Genomic DNA, 26,508 nt, shown 5'->3' with positions numbered 1-26,508 from the left:
CACCACGATCACATGGGGGTTGCGGAAAATCGGTTCGTCCGGCTCGCCCAGGGCGCTGGCGGTGTCCGGCGCCAGGGGCCGGGGCGGATTGCGCAGGAACAGGGCCACCAGCACCGTCACCGCCATGCCGCCGGCGGCATCGGGTCGGGTCTGCATGTATCTGGACGGGTCCTGGTATGAACTGAGCTTTGAGAATGAAGTGGTTTCCAGTCCGGTGGATGCCCTCGACGTGAGCCACTTGCAGCGCTTGATTCTCGACCCGTTACTGGGGGTTGAGGATCCGCGCACGGCTGAGCATATCGAGTTCGCAGGAGGCATCCGTGGCACATCGTATTTGAAACAAACAGTCGACTCGGGCGAAGCAGCCGTCGCGTTTTCCATGGCTCCGGTCACCGTTGAGCAGTTGATGGCAATCTCGGACGCAGATGAGATCATGCCGCCGAAGAGCACCTGGTTTGAACCCAAGTTGCGGTCCGGCCTTTTCCTGCACACTTTTGAATCCTTCAAGAGTGGAAACTGACGCTTGTTGGTTGCTCAACCATGAATCCCAAGCTATCGCGATCGACTGAAACCCGAGTGCTCATCCTGGGTGCGATGGAGGAAGAAATTCGCGAATGCCTCGCCTGTGTGGAGCTGGAATCGACGGAAGTGTGGAATGGATTTGCCCTGCATTGGGGACAGCTCTACCAGACACCAGTGGTCGTGTGCAAGTCTGGTATCGGAAAGGTCTTTGCGAGCCTGATCACGCAGCACCTGCTCGACCGTTGCAACGTGCGAGCTGTCTTGTTCACCGGAGTTGCAGGTGCAGTAGCAGCTGATCTGGATCCGGGAGATCTGCTGATCGCAGAACGTCTCGTTCATCACGACCTTGATGTGCGGGCACTGGGGTTTGAACGTGGGCACATCCCGTTTACCGATTTTCGTTATTTCGAAAGTGATCCTCAATGCGTGCAAGCAGCGCTTGGGGTCGAGTTATCGGGAGTTCGCATGCGTACCGGGTGCATCGGAACTGGTGACCAGTTCATCACAGACCGTTCGCACTTGCCCGATTTGGGACTCGATGCGGTGGATATGGAAGGCGCGGCTGTCGCTCAGGTCTGCACGGTCAACAACATTCCATTTTTGATTGTCCGCATCATTTCGGATCGTGCGGACGGAAGTGCCCAGCTGGATTTTGCGACCAACCTGCCGCGCCTGGCCCATCATTCTGTCGAAGTGTTGAAAGCAGTGGTGCGATCCCTGTCATGACTGTCCGAAAATTCACCTGACAATCACACTTGGAATCAAAGGGGTTTCAGGTTTTGATGGCTCCGGTTCACCCCATTTTTGAGTCCAGATTCACCCCCATGCAACTCTATCGCTGGCTTGTCACCCTCGCAGCGCATTTCCTGTTGGCAATGCTCTCGTTTGCTTCAACTGAACACGTGCTGACAGTATTTTCCATCGGCGATTCAACCATGGCGGATAAACCCATCGATGCGGGCAATCCCGAGCGAGGCTGGTGTCAGGCCCTTAAAACGCGCGTGGCAGCGAATGTTCGTTTTGAAAACCATGCGGTCAATGGGCGCAGTTCCCGCAGCTTTCGAACGGAGGGCCGCTGGCAAGTCGTGCTTGATCGATTGCAACCGGGGGACTGGGTGCTGATCCAGTTCGGACACAACGATCAGAAGGTGGAGTCCCCTGAACGCTATTCCCACGCCTATACGGGGTATCGGGAGCATCTCAGTCAATATGTGCGCGAAACGCGGGCCAAAGGAGCGTTTCCATTGCTCATGACTCCGATTGTGCGGCGGAATTTTAATGAATCTGGCACACTGGTCGACACTCATGGAGCCTATCCACTCGTGGTCCGGTTGCTTGCTCTGGAGTTACAGGTTCCCTTTGTCGACATGCAACTGCTGACGGAGCGTAAATTAATCGAGTTGGGACCCGAGCAATCCCGGCACCTGCATCTGGTCTACGAACCAGGTGAACACCCCTTTTTCCCGGATGGAAAGGCAGATAACACGCACTTGAGTCCGCAGGGGGCTGAGTGTTATGCGAAACTGTTTCTGGATGCAATTCGGGAGCAGAACCTGCCGCTGGCAGAGTTGTTCATTCCCTGACTTCGACGCTCCTGGTGTGCGTCCTGTCGAATCCCGTACAAGGCAAACGGCGCGGGATGCTTGCATCCCAACGCCGTTGAAACGTTGAATGGGTGATCCGATAAACCTTATGCCAGCGGAATGCGGAAGATCGTTGCGCTCAGTGCCGGCACCTTGAGTCCGTCACTTGTATCGACCGACTCCTTGCTGTGTTCGTCGATATTGCGTTCCTTGCCCGGGGTATTGAACGCGCCGGTGTCTGGCCCTGTCACCCAATGCATGGATGCGTTGTTCCCCATCTTGCTGCCTTTGAGGTCAAGCTTGACGGTCGCAGATTCTGTGGTGGGGTTCATCACCGCTACGGTCAGCGTCTTGCCTTCGTCGGCGAGTGCAGCCACCACATCCATCGATCCGAAGTCCTGGTCGAGCGCGAGCGGGATGTCTCCGAAGTGTTCCCGGTACATCTTGAGAATCAGTCCGGTCGATTCAAACTCAGCTTCAGTTCGGTTCGTCTTGATCGCGCCGATCACGTTGACGGTCTGAGCGTAGTAGGCCATCTGAACCAGATCGCTTTGACGATAGTACTCATGCAGACCTGCAGCGATGCCGAGAGCATCCTGAAGGTCATAGATGCAGCCGAGTTCACCGTATTCATACTCGCGGTGCCAGTAATTCCATTCGGTCATGGCGATGGGAACGGTGCGTCCCTCGAGCTGGGGCATGCTTGCCTGCAACTTGCGATGCTCGGATGTGATCATGCGAATGAACTCCGCAATGCGTGTCACGTGCAGTTCCACAGGTTCGCGCTGATCTTCGGACCACGGGGTGCGACCCGCATAAAAGTGCTCAGAGATCAGGTCCATGTGGTCCGCACTGTCTTCCAGCAATCCTTCGGACCAGCCGCGTTCGCGGTCACTGTTGAGTCCGGTGCTGCGCGAGCGAATGTCACCTGATCCTACCAGGACGAGATCAGGATCAACATCCCACATGGCCCGGGCTGCCCGATTGTGTTTGAGCACGTATTGGTCGAGGTGCATGTAGCCGAGCTGCCAGGTCCCCCACATTTCGTTGCCAACGCACCAGTATTTCACGTCGAACGGTTCATGAGTGCCATTTTCGATGCGCATCTTGCCTCCGATGGTTTCACCTCCGGCATTGCAGTATTCCACCCACTGGGCTGCGGAGTAGGCGTCACCGAATCCCATGTTTGCGGTGACGACGGGGTCGGCTCCGACCATCTGACAGAATGCAATGAACTCGTCGGTTCCAAAATCATTGTGTTCGACACCATCCCAGGCCGGGTTGCGACGGGGAGGACGGCGGTCACGATCACCGACACCATCGCGCCAGTCGTATCCGCTCACGAAGTTACCACCTGGCCAGCGATAGATCGGAGCATCCAGCTGTTTGAGCAGCGCGAGTGTGTCCGCACGCATGCCCTGGATGTTGTCATCAGGCATAACGGAGGCGGTTCCGACGTAAACGGCTCCCTCAATTACTTCAATCGCGAAGGTTCCTTTTGCGGTATCGGCAGTGCCATCCCAGTTGAAGTAAAACTTCTGGTAGTCGTCTCCACTGACGGTCCACTCGAAGGTGCCAGGTTGACTGACTCCACCCAGGCTCACCTTGACTTTTGCATTCGAATCACCTGCGCGTTTCAACCATACGTAGCCTTCGTATCCACGGCCCTTTTCCCAGGCGAGGTCGTGCTGACGAATGCCTGTGCCGGCCTTCAGCTTGGGGGTGTGGTCCCCCACAAATGAGTCCTTGCTGACCATTTTGAGTCCCTTTTCATTTCCAGTGATCTCCCAGGGAGATGCTCCGATAACGGGAAATTCCGTGTCGACGAGACCCGTGTAGGGAGCATAGTCAGCAGTGACTTCGAAGTAAAACTTGCGGTCCTCCAGCATTTCCGCCCAGATTCCCCCGTAGATGCATCGACCCAGGTGTTCGATGAATTGTCCGTAGATCATCGGGTTGATGGGGGCCTCTTGTTGCTCGACATCGAGTTTGACCTCGACGGAGGCTGCGTGGGTAATCAATGGCATCATGGCCATACACAGAATCCTTTTTAAGGTTTGCATGATAATTGGGTTCAGGGTTCAGCTCTCCCGCTGAGCATTCAGCGAAGGGTAGAAACAGAGAGGTTAGCCTGTTGCCGTAAAACTGCAAAAACCGGAGTTCCTTAACAGTCAAACCTGCTCCATTCTTCGCGAGAGTACGCACCAGTCCCAGAGCGCATCTCCAGATTCTGCTGAAGCCGAGTAGCGCAGACGTTCCCACCTGATGGGTTCGAGTTGGTGGGATGTGAGCAAATCCTGCAATTCCTCTCGAAGGTAGTGTTTGGTCGGGCATCCTTCGATGCGGTGAACGCCCTGGTGCAGTTCGAGAAGGCTGCTGTGTTCGGGAAGGGTGTGGCGCAGACTTTGTTCACAGCTTAGGCCCGATTGCAGCAATGAATCCCGTTCCAAATGTTGTTCCAGCAGCATGGATTCCAGAGAGGGAACCACGAGAAGCAACCATCCTCCATGATCGACCTGGTTGCAGACCGACCGCCACGCCCGCAGGCGTTCGTCCAGTGAAGGCATGAGCAATACGTTGATGCACAGGGCCAGCTTCACCGGATCGAAGGGCATGGGGTCTGTTGTCAGATCAACGCAGTGGAAGCGGAGAGGGTGGCAGTGCCCGGTATTGCAGTGCTGACGTGCGCGATCCAGGCCCGATTGTGCAAAATCACAGGCATGCACGGTTTCAAATCGTGTGCACAGGAGTGGAAGAAACTTTCCGACGCCGCACCCGAGATCGGCAGCTGTACTTCGGTCCGGTATTTCCTGCAAGGCTATGTTCAGCAGGCGTGGAATGCAACCGGTCTGTTCGCGGTCCCATACACTGAGAATCTCGGATTCGTAGTTGCGGTTGACCTGATTCCAATAGGCTAGATTCAAGTGCAAACCTCCGGCTGGCCACAGTCGCGCACAAGGGCTCCGATTGCGACAATTGTCGTCATGGGTAGTCGTCGGTGCATCGGTTGATCCTCAAATTGATTGGCGAGGGATTCAACCTCCTTTTCGAAGCGATTCGGCTCCAATTGCGAGAATTCGCGAATCAACGGCTGGGGTAAGGAATCAAAAGAAGTGAACAAGTGTGCATTTTTGAGGTTGACCTTGGAGCGAATTGCGGTTTTGGTTTAGTTCTCGATTTTCCTCCATGAACCTCCACCGATCAATCCGTTGCGTTGGAATGCTACGGAATCCTCAACATGAAACTGCGCCTGCTTGCTGAAGAGGGACGACCGCAGGAACGTCTCGAACAACTGGGTGCCGAAGCACTCAGCGATGTGGAATTGCTCGCGATGCTCCTGCGCAGCGGCAGCAAACAGAAAGATGTGCTTGAGATTTCTTTCGATCTGATGGCAGAGGCGGGTTCGCTGAATGCGCTGACGCGCTGGTCGGTTGAGGACTTCACGGCGGTGCACGGCATCGGCAAGGTCAAGGCCTTGCAAATGAAGACCGTCATGGAGATTGCGAAACGCGTGTTGAGCGCCCACATGGATCAACCCACTTTGATGGATGCTCCCGAGCGTGTCTTTCGCTTTTTCCAGCCCATCGTGCAGTCGTTGGAGGTTGAAAAATTCTGGGTTCTTGCCCTCAACCGCAAAAATCGCCTGATCAAGGCTCGTGAGGTTACGTCAGGCACGGTCAGTGGGAGTCTGGTGCACGCTCGTGAGTGTTTTCGCGAAGCCATCAAACTCAACGCATCGGCGGTAATTTTTGTGCACAACCACCCTTCTGGGGATCCCAGTCCCAGCTCGGCTGACATCAAAGTGACACGCAGCCTGCGTGCAGCTGCGGAGATCCTCGACATCGATTTGCACGATCACGTGATCGTGGGGCGCACGGGTTGTGGAGCGGGTTGTGGGTACTACAGTTTTGCCGATAGTGGGATGCTTTAGTGCCTGTTTGACAAGGAAGCACGCAATGGACCAACGGTGCCAGGGGCTTGGTTGCGGTGTGCCCCTTCATCTGTTGATCAAGCAAAAAGGCATGGTGAGTGACGCAATTGCCCGCTCCACCACGCCAACCCAAGAAAACCTTTACCATTGTGAGGAATTGTGAATAACTTTTTAACACAAACGTTCCACCCAACGTGCGAACGATCCGATAGTCGCTGACAGGCCAGGGACTCCTGTTGTTTGGGTGTCCACTGGCGGTAGCGTCCCTACTCAATGCAACCGACATGCCCGAATCCAAACCTGATCTCCCGGTTGAAGAGGTGGTGATCCGTCCCTCCCGTTCCTGGTTTCAGCTTGATCTCCAGGCGCTCTGGCACTACCGGGACATGCTGCGTTTCCTGGTGATGCGTGACTTCGTTTCGAAGTACAAGCAGACCATACTGGGGCCTGCCTGGTTTGTCATCCAACCCCTCCTGATGACGCTGGTCTTCACCGTGATCTTCGGACGGGTCGCCGGGCTTTCGACGGACGGGTTGCCACAACCACTGTTTTATCTCTGTGGAATGCTTGGATGGACGTATTTTTCGACCTGTTTTCAGGGGACCTCAACGCAGCTCATCACCAACGCCAATCTGTACCGCAAGGTCTATTTCCCTCGCATGGTGGTTCCCATTTCCGTTGTGGTTTCCAACCTCATCGCCTATGCGATCCAACTCGTCACCTTTCTCTGCTTCTGGGGCTACTACCGCTTCTTTACCCATGCAGGCGATACCTTCGGCATGGACTGGACTTTGGCGTTCCTTCCGCTGGTGATCCTGCAGACTGCAGCCTTCAGTCTGGGTGTGGGGTTGTGGATGTCAGCACTCACCGCGAAATATCGGGATCTTCAACAAATCTCAGCCTTCTTGATCCAGGTATGGATGTACGTGACTCCCGTGATCTACCCGACTTCTGTGATCCCAGAGCAGCTCCGATGGCTGGTTTTTCTCAACCCGATGGCAGCAATTGTGGAGGCCTATCGCGGGATGTTTCTCGGAGTTGCCACCCTGACGACGACCGACGTGCTGGTCAGTGCGACCCTGACCCTGTTGGTGCTGCTTTCGGGCATCTTGATCTTTAACCGCATTCAACGCGATTTTGTCGATTATGCGTGACCGGAACCGACTTGGAAACCCAACCCATGCCTGATCCCATTATTGACATTCAGAATCTGAGCAAGTGCTACCGCCTTGGTGAAATCGGCGCAACGTCTCTGCGCGAAGAAACGTCGCGCCTGCTGAGGCGATTGCGGGGTCGGGAACAGTCGGAGTCAAAGCAGGATTTTTGGGCGTTGCAGGATATCAACATCCAGATCATGCCCGGTGAAGTGGTTGGCATCATTGGGAAGAATGGTGCCGGTAAGTCCACCTTGCTGAAACTCATCAGTCGCATCACCGAACCCACGGGAGGGGAAATACGCCTGCGTGGACGCATTGCCGCACTGCTCGAGGTTGGCACGGGGTTTCATCCCGAACTGACGGGTCGCGAAAACATTTATCTGAACGGAACTATTCTGGGCATGCGCAAGATCGAGATTGATCGCAAGCTTGATGAAATCATCGCCTTTTCCGGCATTGAACGGCACATCGATACTCCGATCAAGCGCTATTCAAGTGGGATGAATGTGCGCCTCGGATTCGCTGTCGCCGCCCACTTGGAACCCGAAATCCTCATTGTGGATGAGGTGCTCGCGGTTGGAGACCTCGACTTCCAGAAAAAATGCATTGAGAAGATGGATTCGGTCTCTCGACACGGGCGCACTGTGCTCTTCGTCAGCCACAACATGGCGACGATCAGTCAGCTCTGTCCGCGTTCGATCCTGCTCGAACAGGGGCGCGTCAAGTGCTCCGGACCCACGGAAGAGGTCATTCGTCGCTATCGCTCCAGGCAAAAATCGGAAATCGGCGAGTCCTACCACAGCGAACAATTCATGGATCTTCGCGTGACCACTGCCGACGGTGAACTTCACCCACAGGTTGAAGCCGATACATCCATCCAGATCCGATTTCGGCTGGCTCCGGCGGTGCTGCAGGCTCGTCTCAAGAGCATCACTTTTGGAATCAACAACGCTCAGGGAGATCGCATCTTCACGGTTGGCACCGATATCAACCCCTGCACCGTCGAGATCGGCAGCGCATCAGGCGAACTTTGCTGTGAAATCCCGCACCTCTCCCTGCCTCCGGGCGATTATTTTCTCAAACCCATGCTCCATACGATTCAGAAGGGATGGATCGTAGAAGACGACATTCCCGTGTTTGAAGTGGTTCCCTCGGACTTCTTTGGTTCGGGGAAAATGACCCATCCCGGATTGGGCCGCGTGCTCAAGCAGGCGAACTGGAGCCACAGTCCCGCATTGTGAACGATTCCCCACTCACAATCGATCTCGCCTGCGCTACCGAGGAACGCTATGCGCTCCCATTGGCGGTCATGGTCTACACCGCTGCGAGCCATTTGCATCCTACCTCTCATCTGCGAGTCTGGTTGATCGACGGTGGAATCAGTTCAGGCTCCAGGCGCAAACTTCAGCGTGCCCTGAACAACGGAAATGCGGGTGCACAAATCCACTGGTTGCAGCCTCAGGCGGAACCCTATGCGACCATTCCCGGCAAAGGGCATCTGTCGAGGGAATGCTTTTATCGGCTCATGCTGCCAGATCTCCTGCCGAATCTTGACAAGCTCATCTACCTCGACTGTGACGTGATGGTACATGCCGACCTGAGCGAACTGTGGCAACAGTTTGACGCGGCTGAATCCGTGGCAGTGAAGGCTGTGCAGGGCTATGGTGCTCCCTATGCTTCCAGTGAGCGAGGCATTCCTCACTTCGAGTGCTACGGGATCGCCGGGGACAATCCCTTCTTCAACTCCGGTGTGATGTGCATGAACCTGCGTCGCTGGCGGGAACTGCGTGTGAGTGAACGCGCCTTGGAGCTTGCAACAGGTCCCACCTATGCGGACTTGATCGATATGGATCAGACTGCGCTCAATATCCTGCTGCATGACTGCTGGCAGCGCTTGCATCCATCTTGGAATGTCATGCACCCCATCTACTACTGGGAGAGATGGATGGAGAGCGAGCACAAGCAGGAGATTGGCCCTCTGGTTGATGAACTCATTTCGCGTCCCCGCATCCTGCATTTCACAGGTGCGTCCAAACCATGGTTGCGACACAGCAATCACCCAATGGCATCTCAATTTCTCGAGCAGCTCAACCGAAGCGGCTGGTTTGGCAGTCGCCTGCAACGGTTCTGGTGGTACCGCACGAGGCCATAGAAGCGAAGCTCAAGCGATCACTGTTTGGTGGTAGAATTTGGCAGTGATAGAGCAATCCCCCTACCCATGCGCATTCTCGTCGAAAACAGTGGATACCACCTGCGAAATCTCGGGGACGTTGCGATGCTGCAGGGAGCGGTCAGCAGGATCAAATCCCTCATGGCTGACGCGCAGCTGCAAATCGTATGCAGTGACCCCGAGCGCCTGCAGCGCTTGATTCCCGGAACGGAACCCGTCTCGAATCACTTGACGCAACGTGCCCTTGTCGAACGCATGTCCCATGTTCCCTACCGACTGCTCCCCAGATTTCTGAGAAGCCGCATCCGCGAACGGGATCGTTACCTGCGTGTCGCTCATCCACAGCGCCTTGCCTCGCGGCTCTGCCGCTCTCCGCACCCCGACTCCGCGCTTTGGTTGGATCTCCTGAAAGGCGCTGACGCAGTCATCGCGACGGGCGGAGGGTTTCTCACGGACAGTTTTGAAGAACACGCGTTGTCGGTGCTCACGTCCTTGAGCCTTGCGCAGTATTTGCACAAACCCACCGCGCTGTTGGGACAGGGGTTGGGTCCGATTGAGCATGCTGCCCTCCGAAAAGCGGTTACCCGGATTCTAGGCAAGGCCGACTTATTGACCCTGCGCGAGGCGGTTCTGGGTCCGACTCTTTTGCAGCAGATGGACCTGCAATCCCATCCCGGCGTCTGCGTCGCCGGGGATGATGCACTCGAAATCATTCCAGTCCGAATGGCCCCGCAGAAGGGTCTGCGCATGGGCATCACCGTGCGACTGAGCAGTTATGCCGGGGTGAACGATTCCGCCCTGGAAATGCTGAGCACCGAACTGCAAAACCTGCGCGTTGAAAGTGCTGGAAATTTTGAGTTTTGCCCACTGCCCATCGATCTGTTGCATCCCGGCTCAAATGATGAAACGGCAGCCTATTCCCTCTTGAAGGCACTCCCCATCACTTCGGACTATCAGACTCCCAGCGACCCCTCCGATGTGGTGGATCTGGCCTTCACTTGCAGCGTCACCCTGAGCGGAAGCTATCACAGTGCACTTTTTTCCATTGCTCAGGGAGTTCCGGTGATTGCCATACAAGGAAGTGCCTATTACGCTGGGAAGTTTGCCGGACTGGAGGCGATGTTCCCGGGCAGCATTCAGGTGTTTAATGTGAATCAGGCGCAGCCGGGTGACCTGCAGCGTTGCTTGGACCAGGTCCTCGCGATACCAGACTCTGTTCGGCGCACATGGGTGGAACGCGGAAGTCATTTCAGGGAACTGGGGCGTGCACAGTACGGGCGATTTTTCGCATCGCTTCATTCCAGGTTCGAATCCGATCTGACATGAGCACAGTTCCCGAGATTTCCGTACTCATGCCGGTATACAACGGTGCGCGCTATCTCGATCAGGCGGTGCGCAGCGTGTTGGAGCAGTGCGGACCCTCACTCGAGCTGATTGTGCTGGATGATGGATCGTGCGATGCGACGCTGCAGATACTGGAGCGCTGGAAATCGCAGGACGGGCGAGTGCGCATTGAACAGCTGGCGCATGGAGGCATCGTCAAAGCCTTGAATCGAGGGATCGAGCTGGCACGTGGACGCTATCTTGCGCGCATGGATGCCGATGACAAGATGGCTTTCGGGCGACTGGAACAGCAACATGCATTTGCACTGGCACATCCGGATCATCTCATTGGAACCCAAGCCCTGCTTTGCGATCCCAGGCTGCGCACACTCGGGCTGCTCAACCCTCCTGCCGCGCATGAGGCAATTGTGGCTTCCTGTCTCGCGGGCATGGCATCCGCACTCATGCATCCGACCCTCTTTGGTTCGCGCGCACTCTTTGAGCAACTGGAAGGATATCGGGAAAGCTACCGTCACATTGAGGACCTCGATCTCTACCTTCGCGCGGCGAGGCAAGGATTTCGCCTCGCGAATCTGGTGCAGACACCGCTGCTGCACTACCGTCTGCATGCGCAGAGCGTGAGCAACCAGAAAAATCAGCTGCAGATGACGCTCAAACGGCAACTGCTGCAGGAGTTCGAAAAGGAAGGATCGTTTCAGCCCGATTGGGAAGGATTGGAACGCGCCGCTACCATGCTGCCCAAAACCCGACCTGATTTTTATCGGCGATGGGCGGTAATTGCGATGACGCACCAGCAGAAGTCCCTGGCCCGGCGCTACCTTCTTCGCAGCCTCGTCACGCCACCGATCTCAGCTTCCAAATCTCTCGAAAGCCTGAAACTGTTGAAGGGCAGCTTCCAACACTGAGAGCAGCGGGAGGGATCAACTCCGCTGCTTTCTCGATCTGTGATTTAACTTTCATCATGACCACAACCGATCTCCGTTGCTACTACGGCCACCACAAATGTGCCAGTTCCTGGTTTCGACGCATTTTTGAGGATGCGGCGCGCTGGACGGGACGTCGTAGTGATGGCTTCGACAACCCGATCCAATTCGCACACAACCTGAGCGAACACATTCGCTCCCACCAACTGGAAATGGTTTCCTTTACGAACGCGGATTGGACCCATATTCGGCCCCTTGGGGAACACCGGGCGGTACACCTGATCCGCGATCCGCGGGATGTGTTGGTGTCCGCCTATTTTTCCCATCGCTACAGTCATTCAACCGAGGGTTGGCCAGAACTGATTCCGCACCGCCAGCGGCTGGAAGGGTTGAATGAAGCGGACGGCTTGCTGGCTGAGCTTGAATTTTCCGAGTGCTACCTTCGCCAGATGCATGAGTGGAACTATGGTGCCCCCGGAGTGATGGAACTGAAGTTTGAGCAACTCACGCGCACCCCGTATGAGAGTTGCCTGGAGGCCTTTGAACACCTGGGGCTGTTGCGGGATGAGGACTGCACGCCGTTGCGCCGTGTTCGTGATGTGTGCCGGACATTCAACCTCTCGCTGCGCCGCCGCATCGGTTCTGCCTGGCCACTGCCCATTCGCTGCGATCAGCTGCCCTCCTATCAGTTGCTTTTGCTGGTGCACCAGCAGCGCTACCGAAAGCTCTCCGGTGGGCGTAAACAGGGCCAGCCAAATGCGAAGAGCCACTATCGCTCTGGAAAAGCAGGCGATTGGAAACATCATTTCACTCCAGCGGTTCAGTCGGCTTTTGATGCGCGCTACCCGGGTATTGTGCAACGACTTGGATACACTGACTGACAAAGCGGGCAGGATCGAACCTGCCAAGCCCGGAAATCTCAAGCCCCACAGCCAATCATGCCCATTCGCAAGCTGATCACAAAATTCCGTCGCCGCCCTTTTCCCGCGAATCTGACAGCACTGCGTGCCTGCCGCATCTCCTATGCGCAGTTTGGGGAAGATCTGTTTCTGACCTACCTGCTTGGATATGAGCGAACCCAAGGAACCTACCTCGATATTGGTTGCTACCATCCGGTCCAGTTTTCGAATACCTACATTTTTTATCAACGCGGGTGGAGCGGAGTAACCATTGATCCCAATCCCGCCTTCGCGGCGGAGTGGAAACGGTACCGACCGCGAGACCAGTTTCTCAACGTGGCGATTTCAAAAGAATCCGGCACCACACCCTACATTTCCAACGCTATTCACCCGGCCATGAATCGAATTTGTGCAGACCGGAATGAAGCACTGGGTGAGCACGAGCGCATGATCGAGGTGCCTGCCCGCCCGATATCCTCGATCCTGCAGAGCGAATTGAAAGGACGAACCATTGATCTGATGAGTGTGGATTGTGAAGGCTACGATATCGAGATTCTCAGGCAAATGGATTTCCATACTTGGAAGCCGAGCGTGATCGCTGCAGAAGATCCGGGCGAATCAGAAAATTCGGAAGTCGTTCGCTACCTTCACGAAGTGGGGTATGCTTGCAGAGCGCGCATTGGCCTGACGCGTATTTTTCAGCGCGTTTAAGCCTACCCCGTTTTCCTTTGCATGAAAGTGATGCTTCTCAATCCGCAGGCCATCGATGCAGGCATCGGTGACTTGCCCTGTGCCGCTTTTCGCGAGTTCGAGCACATTGCGCGCTGTAGTCGGAACTCCCACTTTGCGTTGACGTTGCAGGCTGAAGAGGCGGACCTCATTCTCGCTCCCATTCAGTTTAACGGGTACGGACTTTTTTTCCGCAAACTCCGACAAAGTGCCTTCTACAGGCACCATCAATCCAGGGTCTACGTCTACTGCCCCGACGATAACGTCTACCCGAGCATTCCGGGAGTGTATCCTTCGGTCAGTCATGATTTTGTGCAGGCGAACTGGGCACGTGCAGGTCACTACCTGTCGAGCCACATCCACAAATTCGATTTTCGAGCGGTTCCGGTGGTGGAAAAAGATATCGAATGTTCCTTTGCTGGTTCTACCTATACTCATGCCATTCGCCGGGAAATTGCAGCACTTGGAAATCAGGGAGTGACCGTATTTGACGCTTCTGCATCCGCGCAGACGCCGTGGTATTCCCAGGCATCCACCCAAGTCGAAGATGCCCGCATGCGTTTTCGGGAGATCCTCGAACGAAGTCGCTTCACGATTTGTCCCCGTGGGGAAGCACCGTCCTCGATTCGTCTGTTTGAAGCCATGCAGGCGTCCTGTGTCCCCATCATTGTATCGGATGCACAGGTTTTGCCCCACGGACCGCAGTGGGAGTCGTGTTCGATCCGTGTGCCGGAATCTGAGGTCACCCGCATACCCGAGCATATTGCAGCCTTCCGAGAGCGCGCCTCACAAATGGGCACTGCAGCGCGTCAAGAGTGGGAACGCTATTTTGCTCCGGAAACCGGATTTGAAACAATCTGCCGGGCTCTCGAATCGATCCATGCTTCGATAGAGCCGAATCGCGTCCAGAGGGAGCGGGGTATCGCCTTTCGAAAGTATGGAAAACTCAACAATCTTCGAGCCCTCTGCAGGGATTGGAAGAGCCGGTTACAAGCTACAGATCAACAGGATTGAATCCTGCCGTTTGTGGCTTGTTGTATTGCTTTGTCGAATAGTCGCTATGAGTCGGGCTGATTCACTGGAGTCATGAAAATTTTATTTGTCGCACCGACTTACTTTGATCCGAACTCCGTGATTGGAGGGGGTGAGCGCTATGTGCACGAACTGGCGCGAGCACTATCGGATCAGGCTTCGGTGGATGTCTTCAGTTTTGGCCCGAAGTCGCGTCAGTTTGCGCAGGATGCGGTGAAATTTTCCATTTTCAGGTCCCGACAATTCCGGCACTTCACTCTGATCAACCCGTTTTGCTTCGGACATTATGTTCGAATCCGCCGTGGAACCTGGGATGTCGTGCATGTCCATCAATTGTGCACCTTTGTCAGTGACATTGCCTGCCTGGCTGCATCTCACGCGGGAATTCCTGTGGTGGGTACCGATCATGGTGGTGGTGGAGCATGGGTGCTCAACCGACGGATGCGCATCTATCCGCGCTATGCTGCGGTCGTGGGTCAGTCCCAGCATGCTGCTGAACTCTTAAAAGCTGATTTTTCAGACTGCGTCCAGGTGATCAAGGGCGGCGTTGATACGCAGACCTTCACCCCCGCACCGAGCAATCGCGAGTCTCCGTTTGTTTTGTTTGTGGGACGGCTGCTCCCTCACAAAGGAGTGCATACACTCGTCGAAGCCTTTGTGCGTGCGAACGTTGCAGGCTATCGACTGATGTTGGTTGGTCGGGCGACTGACCCCGCTTACCTGGATCGACTGCAAACCCTGGCAGCTGGTCGGGCAGTCGAATTTCGAACAAGTGTGAATGATGCCGAACTCAGGCAACTCTACCAGCAGGCGAGTCTGACCGTGCTGCCGTCCGAGGGTGGAACCAGTGACGGTGCTCCCCCGGAACTGATGGGGTTCACCAGTCTGGAGAGCCAGGCCAGTGGTACTCCGGTTTTGGTTTCCGACGCAGGTCCCATGCACGAGTTCATGAATGAGGGGGTGAGCGGTTCTGTCTTTCGGGCTGGAGATGTTGCGAACTTGAGTGAACGCATGCAGGAGGTGCTGGGCTGGTATGATACGACCCCGTCACCGTTGATCGCAGAGCGCTGTGCGCAGCATGTGCAGTCGTTTTCGTGGCAAAGTGTTGCCTCCCGTCATCTCGAACTGTATCGAAGTTTTCAACCGTCATGACCCAACGCACCGAGCTGAGTGTCTGCATCTGCAGCCACAACCCACGAGCACAGTTTTTGGATCGAACACTGTGTGCCCTGCAAGCTCAGACCCTGGCCCGTAGTCGTTGGGAGTTGCTGCTCATTGATAACGCATCGCAGCCTGCACTCACCGACCGAGTGGACCTCAGGTGGCATGGCAATGCCCGCATCCTCAGTGAACCGGAACTGGGGCTTACGGCAGCTCGACTTCGAGCGTTTTCGGAGGCAGCGAGTCCTCATGTGCTCTTGGTCGATGATGACAATGTGCTGGCTCCCGAATTTCTGGAAACGACCTTGGCGATTGCTGGCAAGCATCCGGAACTGGGGGCATGGGGAGCCAGTATCGAAGGTGAATTTGAAACGGAAGTGCCAAAGTGGTTGGAGCGCGAGCTGCTGTTCCTTGCCGTGCGTCCGATCCAGAAGCAGCAGATTGCACTGAGCGAAACTCCGGGTTTTCCCACGCCAGCGGGAGCCGGAATGACGGTGCACCGAAGGGTCTTTGAGCGCTATGCCGAACACATCCAGCAGGATCCCTTTCGCAGGGAACTCGATCGCAAGGGCAGTAGTCTGATCTCTGCAGGGGACACGGATCTTTCACTCTGTGCATGGGAGTTGGGTTTGGGACTGGGCAATTTCCCTGAACTGCGTCTGACCCACCTCATTCCACGTGGGCGCATGACACCCGCTTATCTGGCGCGCCTGCATGAGAGCATGGCCTACAGTGCCTACGCCATGAAACGGGTGCGCGGTGAAGATGCACTTACCACCGTTCACTCACCTGTTCGCATTGTTCGCACCCTCGCGCGCGAGCTGCTGCATGCCCGTTGGCAAGGTGCGCGGTTTTTTCTGTCGCAAGTCAAGGGAGCACGAAAGGCACACCGCCATTTCAGTGCTGTGGCATCGCCGGAATCTGGTTCATGAACATATTGCTCATCACTCAGGCCACCACGGTCAAACGAACGTGGGGTATCACAAAAGTGATCATTGATGCGTCGGAGGCGATGACACTGGCGGGTGCAACCTGCGAGTGCTTCCCATCACAACCAGTGCACGCATCTGATTACGAAACCAGTCTGCGGGCACATCTTGAATCCACGCGGGGAACGTACGATGTGATTGAAATCCCCGACACATTGGCGCTGGATCTCAATCCTCATCGCTACGCAAAATGTGTGGTGGTGCGGTCCGTTTTGCTGCCCTTGCATCGCCAGTCGATCCATTTCCGCACCCGACCCACGACGCTTCGGTCGCGGATTCGCCATGCGTTGATGCGCCGTCAGATCGAGCAGAGCGAAGCGCTACGTATTGAGCAGGAAATCGCGACCGTTCGCCGGCGACTGGCAGAGGCGGATTTGGTCAATGTTGCCAACTCGCGGGATCGGGAGGTATTGATCCGCGATGGCATCAACCCCGAAAAAATTCGGGTGCTGCCCTACGGATTAAATGACAGTCGTCGTGTGCAGCTTGAAGCCATCCCGCGCTCCCGGACGGACTCAGATCGTGCTCATCTGGTGTTTGTGGGAACCTTTGATTTTCGCAAGGGCTGCCTCGACATCGTCGAGGTCTTTCGTGGCTATGCACGACACCATCCCAGTGCGGAACTGCACCTGCTGGGGACCCGTGGGCTGATGACAAGTCCGCAACAGGTGCTGGGATTTTTTCCGCGCTCCCTGCGCTCCCGCATCAAGGTGGTGGAGTCCTTCAGTGAAGAAGAACTACCCGGATTGCTCGCCCAGGCGGATGTGGGACTGTTTCCGAGCTATTGGGAGGGATTTGGGATCAGCGTGGTGGAGCAGTTGGCTGCCGGCATTCCAGTGGTGGCCTATGATGCACCTGGTCCCTGCGATATTCTTCCAGCCGAGTGGCTTGTGCCTGCGGGGGATGTGCAGGGGATGACCGAACGGTTGCTCAAACTTGCTGGTGAGCGCGATCCTGAGCGTGCCCGGGCGCAGGCCAAGCACTTCCGATGGGAAGCCATCGGAGAACAGACGGTCGCTACTTATGCGCGCGCCATGCATCCGTAACGAGTTGCTGAAGGTGGATGCTACCGAATGATTATACTGCGCAAGCATTGTTTGGCCTGCCAGAGCCAAAGTGCGGCGTCGATACCCGCCCAACGCGCAACTTTCACCAGAGTCTCACCTCCGTGAGCATAGGCGCGGCGATAACCCAATGCACGAATTTCGGAAAGACATTGCTTTCGTAGCTCCCTGGCATGTGGAAACGCATTGCAATAGAATACGCTCAGTGCCTTCCATGACAATTCCCGGGCCAGATCGGGTTCAAGGTGGGCATGGAATTCCTTCACATAGGAGCGGTAACTGAAAAGCCACTTTTCAAAAACTTCATCGCTGTCCCTGCGCTTGCTGAGGCTGGCTGGTACATCCCGCCGAAAATAGAAGACAGCGTCCTTGCAGTAGCGAATTCCCCTGGAGTTGAGCAGAACACGCATGAAATACTCCCCATCATCATTGAGTCCGGCGCGTGCGTCCCATCCATGTGTGGCCTGTACCCGTTCGCGTGGCACGAGCCATACCCCTGTGGTTAAGAACTTTCCGTACTGCGACAGCACAGTTTGAAAATACTCGGCGGGTGAAAAGTCGCGCTGATAGAGTTCATAGCCCTCATCGATTTCCCGTTGATCTCCCGAAACACTGCCCATATCGCCACTGTAGATCCAATCGGATCCATGGATCTGAACCTGCCTGACCTGGCGTTCCAGTTTGTCGGGAGCAAGCACATCGTCGTGATCGAGAAATTGAAACAAATCACCCCTGGCCTGAGCGATACCCGTATTGCGCGCAGCACATCCTCCCAGATTGCGGGTTTCGATCACTCGAATGCGAGCATCGTCGTAGTCACGAAGTATAGCGGACGATCCATCCGTGCTTCCGTCATTGATCACGATTATCTCGATATTGGGGTAACGTTGTTCGAGGCAAGACTGCAGCGTGGCCGCAAGATAGGCCTCGGCATTGAATACCGGAATGATGATCGAAACAAGCGGCGACTCGGAATGCATGGCAACGTGGGTAGTGAGGTCTCTAATCGAGCGGACCATTTCCGTCAAATCCTGAAATAATTCGATCAGCCAACGCATGCGCTTTCTCTTCATCATTCCCTGTTTCGAATCTGGCAAAGACGGAGTCGGCGACTATACCCGTCGACTGATCGGCGCTGTGGAGTCCCTCCCTCCCGCCTCACATGAATGCAGGGTAGTGGGCTGGAATGACACATGGGTGAGCGACTTCACGCAAAGCTGTACGGTGCTGCGACTCCCTTCATCATGGAATGAAGCGCGCAAGGTGAAGTGCTTCAACACGTGGTTGGCTGACTGGCAACCCGATGCGGTTTCGCTGCAATGGGTGCCATTTGGATACCATGCGCGAGGACTGTTTGTGCGTCAGATCGCCAGCTTTTCCCGCGCCCTTGCACCCTGGCCGCTGCAAATCATGGTGCATGAAACCTGGGTGGGAGCAAAGAAGGGTTCAACGCGCAAGGAGCAGCTGCTGGGGTGGTTGCAGCGCCGCTGGTTCCGTCAACTCGTGCATCGACTCCAGCCCCGCTGTGTGCACACCCAGGCCAAGGCGTATCAATACTTGTTGGCACAGCAGGGAATCCCCAGCGAACTCCTTCCCCTGTTTGGAAACATCGATCCAGTGACAGATGTTCCACCCCGACCCATAACTCAACTGCGATGTGGCTGCTTCGGTGCGTTGCATCCCGAGTTTGACATCGAACCGCTCATCGAGCCACTGAGAAAACTTGCAGACGAACTCGGGAGGGAGCTGGTCCTTTTGCATGCAGGACGCATGGGGGCGGATGCCTGCTCCAGGTGGCAATTCTGGCAAGAGCGATGGAAGGGCAGGGTGCAGTTTCAGGCACTCGGTGAACAGAGCGAAGCGGAGATTTCCCGATACCTCTTTTCGCTCGACTTTGGAATTTCGAGCAATCCGTTATCCCTCGTCGACAAGAGCGGAAGCATTGCTGCCATGCTGGACCACGGTTTGCCAGTGATCAATATTCGCGATGATGTGCGATTTGAGGGATTTTTTCCAGAAACAGATCGCACGATGATGTTGCATCGACCCACCATCGAAACCTTGCGCGCTGCGCTGCAGCGCAGTCACGCGCCGGTCGAGCTGAATTCACTCGAATGGATTGCCCGGCGATTTGTGGAGGTGTTTGCTTCAGGTAACGCATGAAAATTCTCTTCTGCAGCTATGTTTTTGCCCCTTCGGTGGGGGGGGTTGAACATGTGGGACTTGAGTTGGCCCGGCGCATCGCGCAGCGCGGTCATCACGTGACCGTGGTCACCGAGACTCCGGGTTCCGATCAAATCAATGGCTTGACCGTTGTGCGCAATCCCGATGCAGCAGAATTGAAACGACTCTATGATCAAGCTGATGCGGTGTTTGGCAACCACCTGAGCTTGCGGCTGTTGCGGCCACTGCTGTTCCGCCCGAAAATGCCTCATTGCATTTTGCTGCACACCCATCTTTCCCGAGAACTCCCGCATCGCTTGCTGCACGCAGTGCTGCTGCGTCGGGGACGTACCTATGCGGTGAGTGAAGCCCTGGCCAGGGCGCATCACCTGCAGGACCGCGTGATCTACAATGGCTATGATGCGGATCTGTTCCATTCGCATGAAGCGTCGGATCGAAGTTTGGATTTCCTTTTTGTGGGACGCCTGGTCAGCGACAAGGGCATCGATTTGCTCATGCAAGCCCTGCGGCAGCTTCCTGTACGTTATAGTTGCAGCGTAGTGGGGGATGGCCCCGAGCGAAATGAACTCGAAGCACATGCTCCGGAACAGATGAAATTTCTCGGTCGCCAGGATTCCAAGCGCATCGCCAAATTGATGCGCCAAAGCAAGTGGCTCGTGGTACCGTCTCGCTGGCAGGAACCCTTCGGACTGGTCGCGATTGAAGCGATTGCATGCGGAGCGCGTGTGTTGGCTGCGAATCATGGAGGTCTGCCAGAAGCGGTCGGACCCTGTGGTCTTCTTTTTGAACCGAACAATGTGACATCCCTGAAAAACGCGATGCAGGCGGCAATGGAATGTGATGATCAGGCGAATTTTACTGAACAGGAGCGAAACACCCACCTATCCCAATTTTCCTATGAGCGCCAGGTTGACCGGATTCTGAAGGTGCTGCATCAATAGCTTTCACTCATGACGATTGCCTATGCATCCCCCAATCGATCCCATCACTTCCGCTATGCGGAGGGGCTGGAGGCCGAAGGATTGCTCAAATGGTTTGTGCAGGGATATCCGCGTTTCAGGCGTGCGCCACTGGCGGTGGATTCCCGTCGGGTGATGCATCGGGATTTTCTGCAGACGCTCTTTGTGCCAGCGTTTCGGGTATTAAACGAACACCCGTTCACCGAACGCCTGAATCTTGCAAGCAAGAATTCCATCGACCGTGGACTTTGCCGTGCCATGAAAGAGGCGCAGGTGGGTCTGTTTTACAACGGATGTGGACTGCATTCCCTGCGCCACTGGAGCGGCAGCGGGAAAGTGTTTGTGTGTGAGGCGGTCAACTGTCACCTCGATGCCCAGAGTGAATGGTTGCGTGAGGAATGCCAACTACTGGGCTTGCCCTTTCGCGAACCCTACGAACCCGAGCGGGAAAAACGACTGGCCGAGTATGCAGAGGCGGATTACATCCTCTGCCCGTCCCAGTTTGTTGCCCGAAGTTTTGTGTCGAAAGGTATCGCAGCGGAACGACTGCTCGTGAATCCCTTCGGTATCGCTCCTGCTCCTGCCCTGCTGCGGCCCGGCTCAGGAAAAGGATCTGATGATTCCTTCACCGTGCTCTATGTGGGGTCCATCAACTACCGCAAAGGATTGCGCTATCTGATCGAGGCGTTTGACCGCCTCAGGGTGCCAGGAAAGCTGCTGCGCATCGTGGGTCCCCGGCTGGAACCTGATGGAATCAGCGATCTTCACCTGCCTGATGGGGTTCGATTTGACGGAGTGCTGAGGGGTGAGGCACTGACGCAGGCCTATTTGCAGGCGGATGTTTTTGTGCAGCCGAGCATTGAAGAGGGATTATCCCTTGTGATTGGGGAAGCGATGGGGCATGGATTGCCCGTGATCGCAACGAATCACACCGGTGTGGATGAACTCTTTGCCGATGGAGAGTGTGGTTTTCACGTGCCGATTCGGGATTCGCAGTCATTGCTCGACAGACTCACACGGATTGCCGAAAACGACTCCCTGCGACAACAGTTTGCAGAGGCTGGGCTTGCCAAGAGCCGGAAGTTCTCGGGGTGGGCAGCCAGCCAGCACTCCCTGTGCGCACTGTTGCAAAAACTTCAACCATCCCTGTCTTGAATCCATGAACAAGCGAACTCTGCGCCTCCTGTTCTACAGCCTGATTCTCACGCTGGTGTTTGAGGGAATTACCCGGAAGTTCATTCCGGTATCGTTTGGGAAATTCCTCATTCTGCTCAAAGACGGTATTCTGGTGCTGATGGCGTTTTTTGTCATCACCATGCCGATCAGCGGATCACTGAGGATGTTGCGTAACATCTATGCGGCCTTCGCACTGTTGCTGGCTCCGCTGATTGCCTACACCGCTGTCAAGGATCCGATCCTGGCCGTTTTTGGTGCAAAACAATACCTGCTCTACCCCTTTACCCTGTTTGGATTTGTGCTTGGATTCCAAGATTACCAGAAGCGTGATTTTGTGATGCCGGGCAGGTGGCTGACTGTGCTGCTCATCCCGTTAACCCTGCTGGCAGTTGTGCAAATCTTTCTGCCGGACAGTCACCGGTTGAACCTTTCGGTGACCGGAGAAGACCTGAGTGCATTTAAGGCGGGTGGGCGTCTTAGAGTGTCATCCACTTTCCCGTTTGTTGCCCAGTTCTGCTATTATCTCGCCATCCTGCTGCCGATCCTCTGGGTGACGCACACCCTGCGGCTGCGCACAAGTGCCAATACACTGTTCAAGAAATTGGAATCCCTGGTCGTCATCATTCCGTTTTTCATTGTTGCCAATGTGATCACGGGTTCTCGACTGGCTGTGTTGACCAATGTCATGGTCATTGCGTTTGCGGCGGGATTGCTGGCACTCCGGGGCAAGACTCACAATATCGGTCGCCTCATCGCCTTTATTGCCGGGATCAGTATTTCCGTTGTTGCAGCTCGTTTGATCGTGCCAGAGGCCTTTGAGGCGTACGAAGCGCGGACCGGAGATCACGCCATCGTGGATGAGGATGAACTCTCCGAACGAGCCGGACACATTCTGACGGGCTGGTGGCACATCTACCAATACCAGGATCCGGGAATGTTCGGTTTTGGAATTGGAGTAATGAGCAATGGGGTGCAAAACTTCAGCGGTTATGCTGCGGCGATCCGGGATCGTGTGTGGGGTGAAACGGATTTGGCGAATACGGTACTGGAAGGAGGACTCTATTTTGTTTTCATCTGGATGGGCACCCGTGTGGCCATCGTATTGCTCTGCCTCCAGGTGTATTTATCGATTCAACATTCCAAACTCATCTATATTGCCGCCTTTGCAATGGGGTATATTCTGTTCAATGGCTTGACGCAAACCCTTGGCATTCAGCCACCCCTTGCAATCTGGTGGTGGTTGGCCATTGGTCTGTTGATCCACATCAAACGCTTTGAGGTTTTTCAGACGGCGATGGCTCGCCAAAAGGCGAAAAGCGCTCGAACTTCTTCCAATCCGGTTCCGCGCACTTCCGAGTCCAAAGCAGCATCCCTTACAGCTGCTGACCAAGTGAAATCCTCCCTCACCAAGCAACCCACTCTTCCCAAGCCCCCTCCACCAAAGGAAAAACGCCGACCGCGACCGCTCAGCTGAGTGATTTTCTCCAGTTTGCGATGTTGTTGATCATTGAAAAGCAGCCAGTCCAGTATCGGGCTCCACTCTACGCCGAAATTCACCGCATGCAGGGCGAGGCAATCCGCGTCATGTACCAGTCGAGTGGAGCAACGGATCAGCGGCTGGATCCCGAGTTTGGGAATGCCTTCGCCTGGGACATCCCATTGCTAGAGGGCTATTCGCATGAAGTGGTGCCGCATCGGCGCTTGCTTTGGAAATCGCTTTGGCGAGCCATCTCTGAACGAAATGTGGATGCAGTCCTGCTGACGGACTTTAGCAGTGCCATCAGTATTCGGGCGATGCTATTGGCGCTGTTGAACGGCACTCCGCTTTGGTTGCGAATGGAGACGCAGGATCACGCGTATGCCCGCTCGATTTGGAAAACGTCACTGCGTAACCTTTGCTATCAATTGCTCTACGCACCCATTTCAAGAGCACTTGCGATTGGCCAGCTCAATCGTGAGCACTATCAGCGTCACGGTTTGCATGCCCAGCAATTGCATCGGGTGCCATACGTCGTTGCGAATCCGCTGCAGAACGAATCCAGACCACATCGCCAGCAGCGACGCGAACAGCTCCGCGATGCACTGGGAATTTCCCAGGACAAGCGGGTTGTGGCATTTTTCGGAAAACTGATTCCCAAAAAGAATCCGGATATATTGGTTGAGGCATTTCGACAACTCCCTGCAGATCTGAAACCGCTTACCCATCTGTTGTTTGTCGGTTCAGGTGCATTGGAATCCGCACTTCGCAGTCAGTGCCAGTCATACGGCATTCCTGCAACCTTTGCCGGATTCATCAATCAACGCGCGATTCACGATTATTACCTGGCATCGGACGTGGTCTGCCTGCCATCGCGACAAATGGGAGAAACCTGGGGACTGACCGTGAATGAAGGGTTGCAGGCGGGTTGTGCGGTGCTCTGTTCCGAACATGTCGGATGTTCGGTCGAATTTGCAACATGGGAGCGGGTTCGCGTGTGCCGCTCGGAAGATGCCGGGCATGCCGCCCAATGCCTGAATGAGCTGCTGAGGATGGACCCCGATCCGGATTGGTGCGCCCGTCGCATGGCTGAGCAGTATTCGATGCAGAGCGCTGCCCGCGACTGGGTATTGGCGATGCAAATGCATGCCACCCATAGCGTGAGTCGTTCACTGCTTGCAGTCTAACCCTTGTTCCCCACATGCGCACTCCCACATCATCAACCCCGCCGACTGCGCTGCACAGTGTTCTCATCGGACATTATGCCAATGATGAGCAGGCGAGCATGGAGCGATTTGATGAGCGCATTGAGCAACAGCTGGTGGAATCCGGTGCGATTCACCGCACATGGAAACCACCTGTCTGCCTGGGATGCATTCAGCGCAGCGCAAGCGGAATCGGAAAATGGTTGGGCTATATCGATAAGTTTGTGATCTTTCCGTTGCTGATCCAGATTCGACTGATGCGAATGGGCAAAATGGCAAAACAGACCGTCTTCATTTTGCCAGATCACAGCCACGGACCCTATGTTCCGTTCTTTTCACGACTGCCCCATGTGGTGCATGTGCATGACATGATCGCGATTCGAACGGCGGCAGGTGCATTCCCGGGTCAACAGCTCAGCAGAACAGGGCGCATCTATCAGCGCTGCATTGTGCGTGGGCTTCGGCATGCGCGCAATTTCCTCTGTATTTCCGAGGCCACCCGACAGGATTTGCTGCGTTGGGTTGAGCCGGAGGCAGAACGCTGCGAAGTGGTGTGGAATGAACTCAATTTTCCATACCAACGCTGTGGTCCCGATGAACCACGCCCTGCTGGTTTGCCGGAGCTTTCTGAGAGCGGGTTTTTACTGCATGTGGGAAATCGCCTTTGGTACAAGAATCGTCCAGGCGTATTGCGCATTTTTGAGGCCTTTTCAGCCCATGCTGCACGTGGACACGACATCGATCTGGTGATTGTGGGGGATGCCCCCGACGCGAACGATCTCGCATGGCTTACCTCGCGAGAACTCCAGAACCGGGTTCATTTCCTTCAGGGTGTCGATTGTCTGGTGCTTCAGTGGCTCTACAGTCGAAGCCTCGGTCTCTTGTTTCCGTCACATCATGAGGGATTTGGTTGGCCGATTATTGAGGCATTGGCCTGTGGGTGCCCGGTTTTGACGACCCGCCAACCTCCAATGTCCGAAATCGGATCGAAGTGGGTCGAATATGTCGATCCGATGCCTTCCATAAACGAAGAAAGATCTCTGCATGACTGGCTTCGGTCGGCGGTGGAAGTGTTGGAGCAGTGGTTGGAGCAGGAACCCTCTGCGCGAAACGAGCACATCTGGAGTCGCATCGAATACAGCCGCCGCTTTGCGGTTGGAAGTGCGTTTCGGGAATACATCAGATTTTACCAAACCCTGTTGCCATCTGGTGGCAGTTACACTTCGGATTCATGAATACCCGACGCATTCTGCATGTGATTCCATCAGTGAATCCAGTTTATGGAGGCACGGTCGAAGCATTGATGCAACTGGTGCAAGCCTCCCTGACCTCTGAACAACAGCATGAAATCCTGACCTTGGATGATGCGTCGCTGCTCGCTTCCTACGGACATGACGTTGCGATCCACGCAGTCGGACCCACCCGCAGTTTTTACGGTTATTGCCCAGCCCTCAATCATTGGTTGCGACAACACCTGTCTGACTATGATTGTGCGGTCATTCATGGATGCTGGCAGTACCATGGCCTTGCCACTTTTCGGGAATGCCGCCGACAGGGCGTTCCGTATGTGCAATACCCGCACGGCATGCTTGATCCGTGGTTCAAGCGCCAATACCCAATCAAGCACCTGAAAAAATGGCTCTACTGGCCGTGGGCGGAATATCGCATTCTGAAACATGCGGCCCGCGTGGTTTTTACCTGTGAGCAGGAGCGACTCCAGTCCGCCACTTCGTTCTGGCTCTACCGGGTAAACCCCGCCGTGATACCGCTGGGAATTCGGGAACCCGCCTTCAGTGCTGCGCAGTGCACTCAGGCATTTGTGGAACACTATCCCCGGCTTGAGGGCAAGCGACGGGTCACGTTTCTCAGCAGGATTCACGAGAAGAAAGGGGTCGACCTGCTCGTTGAGGCGGCACTTCAGGTTCAGCGCGAGACCATCGAGCAGGGGTGGAGCAGTTCCAATCCGGAAGATTTCCTGACGCTGGTCATTGCTGGCCCCTGTG

Annotated in this window: 25 protein-coding genes; 22 read left to right on the top strand and 3 right to left on the bottom strand. The window is 55.5% G+C overall.

The window, feature by feature from the left end; genetic code table 11:
* Positions 1-154: 154 nt before the first annotated feature.
* The 3 genes from ABQ298_00955 (at position 155) to ABQ298_00945 (ending at position 2,105) form a co-directional block, all read left to right on the top strand.
* On the top strand, positions 155-520 hold the full coding sequence (locus tag ABQ298_00955) for a DUF1015 domain-containing protein (protein MEQ9822936.1): 366 nt from the start codon (positions 155-157) through the stop codon (positions 518-520).
* Positions 521-540: 20 nt separating this feature from the next.
* Entirely contained in the window at positions 541-1,248 is a 708-nt protein-coding gene (locus tag ABQ298_00950) for a 5'-methylthioadenosine/adenosylhomocysteine nucleosidase (GenBank protein ID MEQ9822935.1), read from the top strand.
* A 98-nt stretch (positions 1,249-1,346) separates the two neighbouring features.
* The gene (locus ABQ298_00945; GenBank protein ID MEQ9822934.1) at positions 1,347-2,105 is read left to right on the top strand and encodes a rhamnogalacturonan acetylesterase; all 759 of its coding nucleotides are present in this window, start codon (positions 1,347-1,349) and stop codon (positions 2,103-2,105) included.
* A gap of 107 nt (positions 2,106-2,212) precedes the next feature.
* Here the strand turns inward: ABQ298_00945 and ABQ298_00940 are convergent, their stop codons facing one another.
* Together ABQ298_00940 and ABQ298_00935 are read right to left on the bottom strand one after the other, a co-directional pair.
* Positions 2,213-4,135 carry an alpha-L-arabinofuranosidase C-terminal domain-containing protein gene (locus ABQ298_00940; protein ID MEQ9822933.1) on the bottom strand — a complete coding sequence of 641 codons (1,923 nt, stop codon included), beginning with the start codon at positions 4,133-4,135 and terminating at the stop codon, positions 2,213-2,215.
* Positions 4,136-4,276: 141 nt separating this feature from the next.
* Complete coding sequence (locus ABQ298_00935) at positions 4,277-5,029, bottom strand: class I SAM-dependent methyltransferase (GenBank protein MEQ9822932.1); 753 nt, start codon at positions 5,027-5,029, stop codon at positions 4,277-4,279.
* A gap of 314 nt (positions 5,030-5,343) precedes the next feature.
* Here ABQ298_00935 and radC point away from each other — a divergent pair, with 314 nt between their 5' ends.
* The 12 genes from radC (at position 5,344) to ABQ298_00875 (ending at position 17,486) form a co-directional block, all read left to right on the top strand.
* Positions 5,344-6,036, top strand: a complete 693-nt coding sequence (gene radC, locus ABQ298_00930; protein ID MEQ9822931.1) for a DNA repair protein RadC — start codon at positions 5,344-5,346, stop codon at positions 6,034-6,036.
* 284 nt (positions 6,037-6,320) lie between these two features.
* The gene (locus tag ABQ298_00925) at positions 6,321-7,190 is read left to right on the top strand and encodes an ABC transporter permease (protein MEQ9822930.1); all 870 of its coding nucleotides are present in this window, start codon (positions 6,321-6,323) and stop codon (positions 7,188-7,190) included.
* A 26-nt stretch (positions 7,191-7,216) separates the two neighbouring features.
* A complete protein-coding gene (locus tag ABQ298_00920) occupies positions 7,217-8,434 on the top strand; it encodes a polysaccharide ABC transporter ATP-binding protein (protein MEQ9822929.1) in 1,218 nt (405 codons plus the stop codon).
* A complete protein-coding gene (locus ABQ298_00915) occupies positions 8,431-9,345 on the top strand; it encodes a glycosyltransferase family 8 protein (GenBank protein ID MEQ9822928.1) in 915 nt (304 codons plus the stop codon). Before ABQ298_00920 ends, ABQ298_00915 begins: the two co-directional genes overlap by 4 nt.
* 66 nt (positions 9,346-9,411) lie before the next feature.
* Positions 9,412-10,689 carry a polysaccharide pyruvyl transferase family protein gene (locus ABQ298_00910; GenBank protein ID MEQ9822927.1) on the top strand — a complete coding sequence of 426 codons (1,278 nt, stop codon included), beginning with the start codon at positions 9,412-9,414 and terminating at the stop codon, positions 10,687-10,689.
* The gene (locus tag ABQ298_00905; protein ID MEQ9822926.1) at positions 10,686-11,612 is read left to right on the top strand and encodes a glycosyltransferase; all 927 of its coding nucleotides are present in this window, start codon (positions 10,686-10,688) and stop codon (positions 11,610-11,612) included. The genes ABQ298_00910 and ABQ298_00905 overlap by 4 nt, the downstream gene beginning before the upstream one ends.
* A 56-nt stretch (positions 11,613-11,668) precedes the next feature.
* A complete protein-coding gene (locus ABQ298_00900) occupies positions 11,669-12,511 on the top strand; it encodes a hypothetical protein (GenBank protein MEQ9822925.1) in 843 nt (280 codons plus the stop codon).
* A gap of 57 nt (positions 12,512-12,568) precedes the next feature.
* Entirely contained in the window at positions 12,569-13,240 is a 672-nt protein-coding gene (locus ABQ298_00895) for an FkbM family methyltransferase (GenBank protein MEQ9822924.1), read from the top strand.
* A gap of 21 nt (positions 13,241-13,261) precedes the next feature.
* Positions 13,262-14,272: an exostosin family protein gene (locus ABQ298_00890; GenBank protein ID MEQ9822923.1), complete on the top strand. Its 1,011-nt coding sequence runs from the start codon at positions 13,262-13,264 to the stop codon at positions 14,270-14,272.
* Positions 14,273-14,344: 72 nt separating this feature from the next.
* A complete protein-coding gene (locus ABQ298_00885; protein MEQ9822922.1) occupies positions 14,345-15,442 on the top strand; it encodes a glycosyltransferase family 4 protein in 1,098 nt (365 codons plus the stop codon).
* On the top strand, positions 15,439-16,383 hold the full coding sequence (locus tag ABQ298_00880) for a glycosyltransferase (GenBank protein ID MEQ9822921.1): 945 nt from the start codon (positions 15,439-15,441) through the stop codon (positions 16,381-16,383). The genes ABQ298_00885 and ABQ298_00880 overlap by 4 nt, the downstream gene beginning before the upstream one ends.
* Positions 16,380-17,486 carry a glycosyltransferase family 4 protein gene (locus ABQ298_00875; protein MEQ9822920.1) on the top strand — a complete coding sequence of 369 codons (1,107 nt, stop codon included), beginning with the start codon at positions 16,380-16,382 and terminating at the stop codon, positions 17,484-17,486. Before ABQ298_00880 ends, ABQ298_00875 begins: the two co-directional genes overlap by 4 nt.
* Before the next feature lie 20 nt (positions 17,487-17,506).
* On the opposite strand, the gene ABQ298_00870 is transcribed toward ABQ298_00875, so the two are convergent.
* Positions 17,507-18,580, bottom strand: coding sequence for a glycosyltransferase family 2 protein (locus ABQ298_00870; GenBank protein MEQ9822919.1), 1,074 nt, complete (start codon positions 18,578-18,580; stop codon positions 17,507-17,509).
* On the opposite strand from ABQ298_00870, the gene ABQ298_00865 reads away from it, so the two are divergent.
* The 7 genes from ABQ298_00865 to ABQ298_00835 form a co-directional block, all read left to right on the top strand.
* A complete protein-coding gene (locus tag ABQ298_00865; protein ID MEQ9822918.1) occupies positions 18,561-19,667 on the top strand; it encodes a hypothetical protein in 1,107 nt (368 codons plus the stop codon). The two genes, ABQ298_00870 and ABQ298_00865, sit on opposite strands and share 20 nt — an antisense overlap.
* Positions 19,664-20,629 carry a glycosyltransferase family 4 protein gene (locus ABQ298_00860; protein MEQ9822917.1) on the top strand — a complete coding sequence of 322 codons (966 nt, stop codon included), beginning with the start codon at positions 19,664-19,666 and terminating at the stop codon, positions 20,627-20,629. Before ABQ298_00865 ends, ABQ298_00860 begins: the two co-directional genes overlap by 4 nt.
* Positions 20,630-20,638: 9 nt before the next feature.
* On the top strand, positions 20,639-21,802 hold the full coding sequence (locus tag ABQ298_00855; GenBank protein MEQ9822916.1) for a glycosyltransferase family 4 protein: 1,164 nt from the start codon (positions 20,639-20,641) through the stop codon (positions 21,800-21,802).
* A gap of 4 nt (positions 21,803-21,806) precedes the next feature.
* Positions 21,807-23,297 (top strand): hypothetical protein, encoded by a 1,491-nt coding sequence (locus ABQ298_00850; GenBank protein ID MEQ9822915.1) that lies wholly within the window; start codon positions 21,807-21,809, stop codon positions 23,295-23,297.
* 20 nt (positions 23,298-23,317) lie between these two features.
* The gene (locus ABQ298_00845) at positions 23,318-24,487 is read left to right on the top strand and encodes a glycosyltransferase family 4 protein (GenBank protein MEQ9822914.1); all 1,170 of its coding nucleotides are present in this window, start codon (positions 23,318-23,320) and stop codon (positions 24,485-24,487) included.
* Positions 24,488-24,501: 14 nt separating this feature from the next.
* On the top strand, positions 24,502-25,740 hold the full coding sequence (locus tag ABQ298_00840; protein MEQ9822913.1) for a glycosyltransferase: 1,239 nt from the start codon (positions 24,502-24,504) through the stop codon (positions 25,738-25,740).
* Positions 25,737-26,508, top strand: a 772-nt coding sequence (locus ABQ298_00835; GenBank protein ID MEQ9822912.1) for a glycosyltransferase, incomplete at its 3' end; no start/stop codon positions are given. The genes ABQ298_00840 and ABQ298_00835, both read left to right, overlap by 4 nt.

The sequence above is a fragment of the Puniceicoccaceae bacterium genome (assembly GCA_040224245.1).
Classification (GTDB): domain Bacteria; phylum Verrucomicrobiota; class Verrucomicrobiia; order Opitutales; family JAFGAQ01; genus JAKSBQ01.
Note: the sequence above shows the minus strand (reverse complement) of the source record. Positions and strands in the feature narration are given on the sequence as shown.

Bases quoted from the DNA above. Each gene is read 5' to 3' on its own strand.
- ABQ298_00955 (MEQ9822936.1), top strand. From the start codon at position 155: ATGTATCTGGACGGGTCCTGGTATGAACTGAGCTTTGAGAATGAAGTG.
- ABQ298_00950 (MEQ9822935.1), top strand. From the start codon at position 541: ATGAATCCCAAGCTATCGCGATCGACTGAAACCCGAGTGCTCATCCTG.
- ABQ298_00945 (MEQ9822934.1), top strand. From the start codon at position 1,347: ATGCAACTCTATCGCTGGCTTGTCACCCTCGCAGCGCATTTCCTGTTG.
- ABQ298_00940 (MEQ9822933.1), bottom strand. From the start codon at position 4,135: ATGATGCCATTGATTACCCACGCAGCCTCCGTCGAGGTCAAACTCGAT.
- radC (MEQ9822931.1), top strand. From the start codon at position 5,344: ATGAAACTGCGCCTGCTTGCTGAAGAGGGACGACCGCAGGAACGTCTC.
- ABQ298_00925 (MEQ9822930.1), top strand. From the start codon at position 6,321: ATGCCCGAATCCAAACCTGATCTCCCGGTTGAAGAGGTGGTGATCCGT.
- ABQ298_00920 (MEQ9822929.1), top strand. From the start codon at position 7,217: ATGCCTGATCCCATTATTGACATTCAGAATCTGAGCAAGTGCTACCGC.
- ABQ298_00910 (MEQ9822927.1), top strand. From the start codon at position 9,412: ATGCGCATTCTCGTCGAAAACAGTGGATACCACCTGCGAAATCTCGGG.
- ABQ298_00905 (MEQ9822926.1), top strand. From the start codon at position 10,686: ATGAGCACAGTTCCCGAGATTTCCGTACTCATGCCGGTATACAACGGT.
- ABQ298_00900 (MEQ9822925.1), top strand. From the start codon at position 11,669: ATGACCACAACCGATCTCCGTTGCTACTACGGCCACCACAAATGTGCC.
- ABQ298_00895 (MEQ9822924.1), top strand. From the start codon at position 12,569: ATGCCCATTCGCAAGCTGATCACAAAATTCCGTCGCCGCCCTTTTCCC.
- ABQ298_00890 (MEQ9822923.1), top strand. From the start codon at position 13,262: ATGAAAGTGATGCTTCTCAATCCGCAGGCCATCGATGCAGGCATCGGT.
- ABQ298_00885 (MEQ9822922.1), top strand. From the start codon at position 14,345: ATGAAAATTTTATTTGTCGCACCGACTTACTTTGATCCGAACTCCGTG.
- ABQ298_00880 (MEQ9822921.1), top strand. From the start codon at position 15,439: ATGACCCAACGCACCGAGCTGAGTGTCTGCATCTGCAGCCACAACCCA.
- ABQ298_00875 (MEQ9822920.1), top strand. From the start codon at position 16,380: ATGAACATATTGCTCATCACTCAGGCCACCACGGTCAAACGAACGTGG.
- ABQ298_00865 (MEQ9822918.1), top strand. From the start codon at position 18,561: ATGCGCTTTCTCTTCATCATTCCCTGTTTCGAATCTGGCAAAGACGGA.
- ABQ298_00870 (MEQ9822919.1), bottom strand. From the start codon at position 18,580: ATGATGAAGAGAAAGCGCATGCGTTGGCTGATCGAATTATTTCAGGAT.
- ABQ298_00860 (MEQ9822917.1), top strand. From the start codon at position 19,664: ATGAAAATTCTCTTCTGCAGCTATGTTTTTGCCCCTTCGGTGGGGGGG.
- ABQ298_00855 (MEQ9822916.1), top strand. From the start codon at position 20,639: ATGACGATTGCCTATGCATCCCCCAATCGATCCCATCACTTCCGCTAT.
- ABQ298_00850 (MEQ9822915.1), top strand. From the start codon at position 21,807: ATGAACAAGCGAACTCTGCGCCTCCTGTTCTACAGCCTGATTCTCACG.
- ABQ298_00845 (MEQ9822914.1), top strand. From the start codon at position 23,318: ATGTTGTTGATCATTGAAAAGCAGCCAGTCCAGTATCGGGCTCCACTC.
- ABQ298_00840 (MEQ9822913.1), top strand. From the start codon at position 24,502: ATGCGCACTCCCACATCATCAACCCCGCCGACTGCGCTGCACAGTGTT.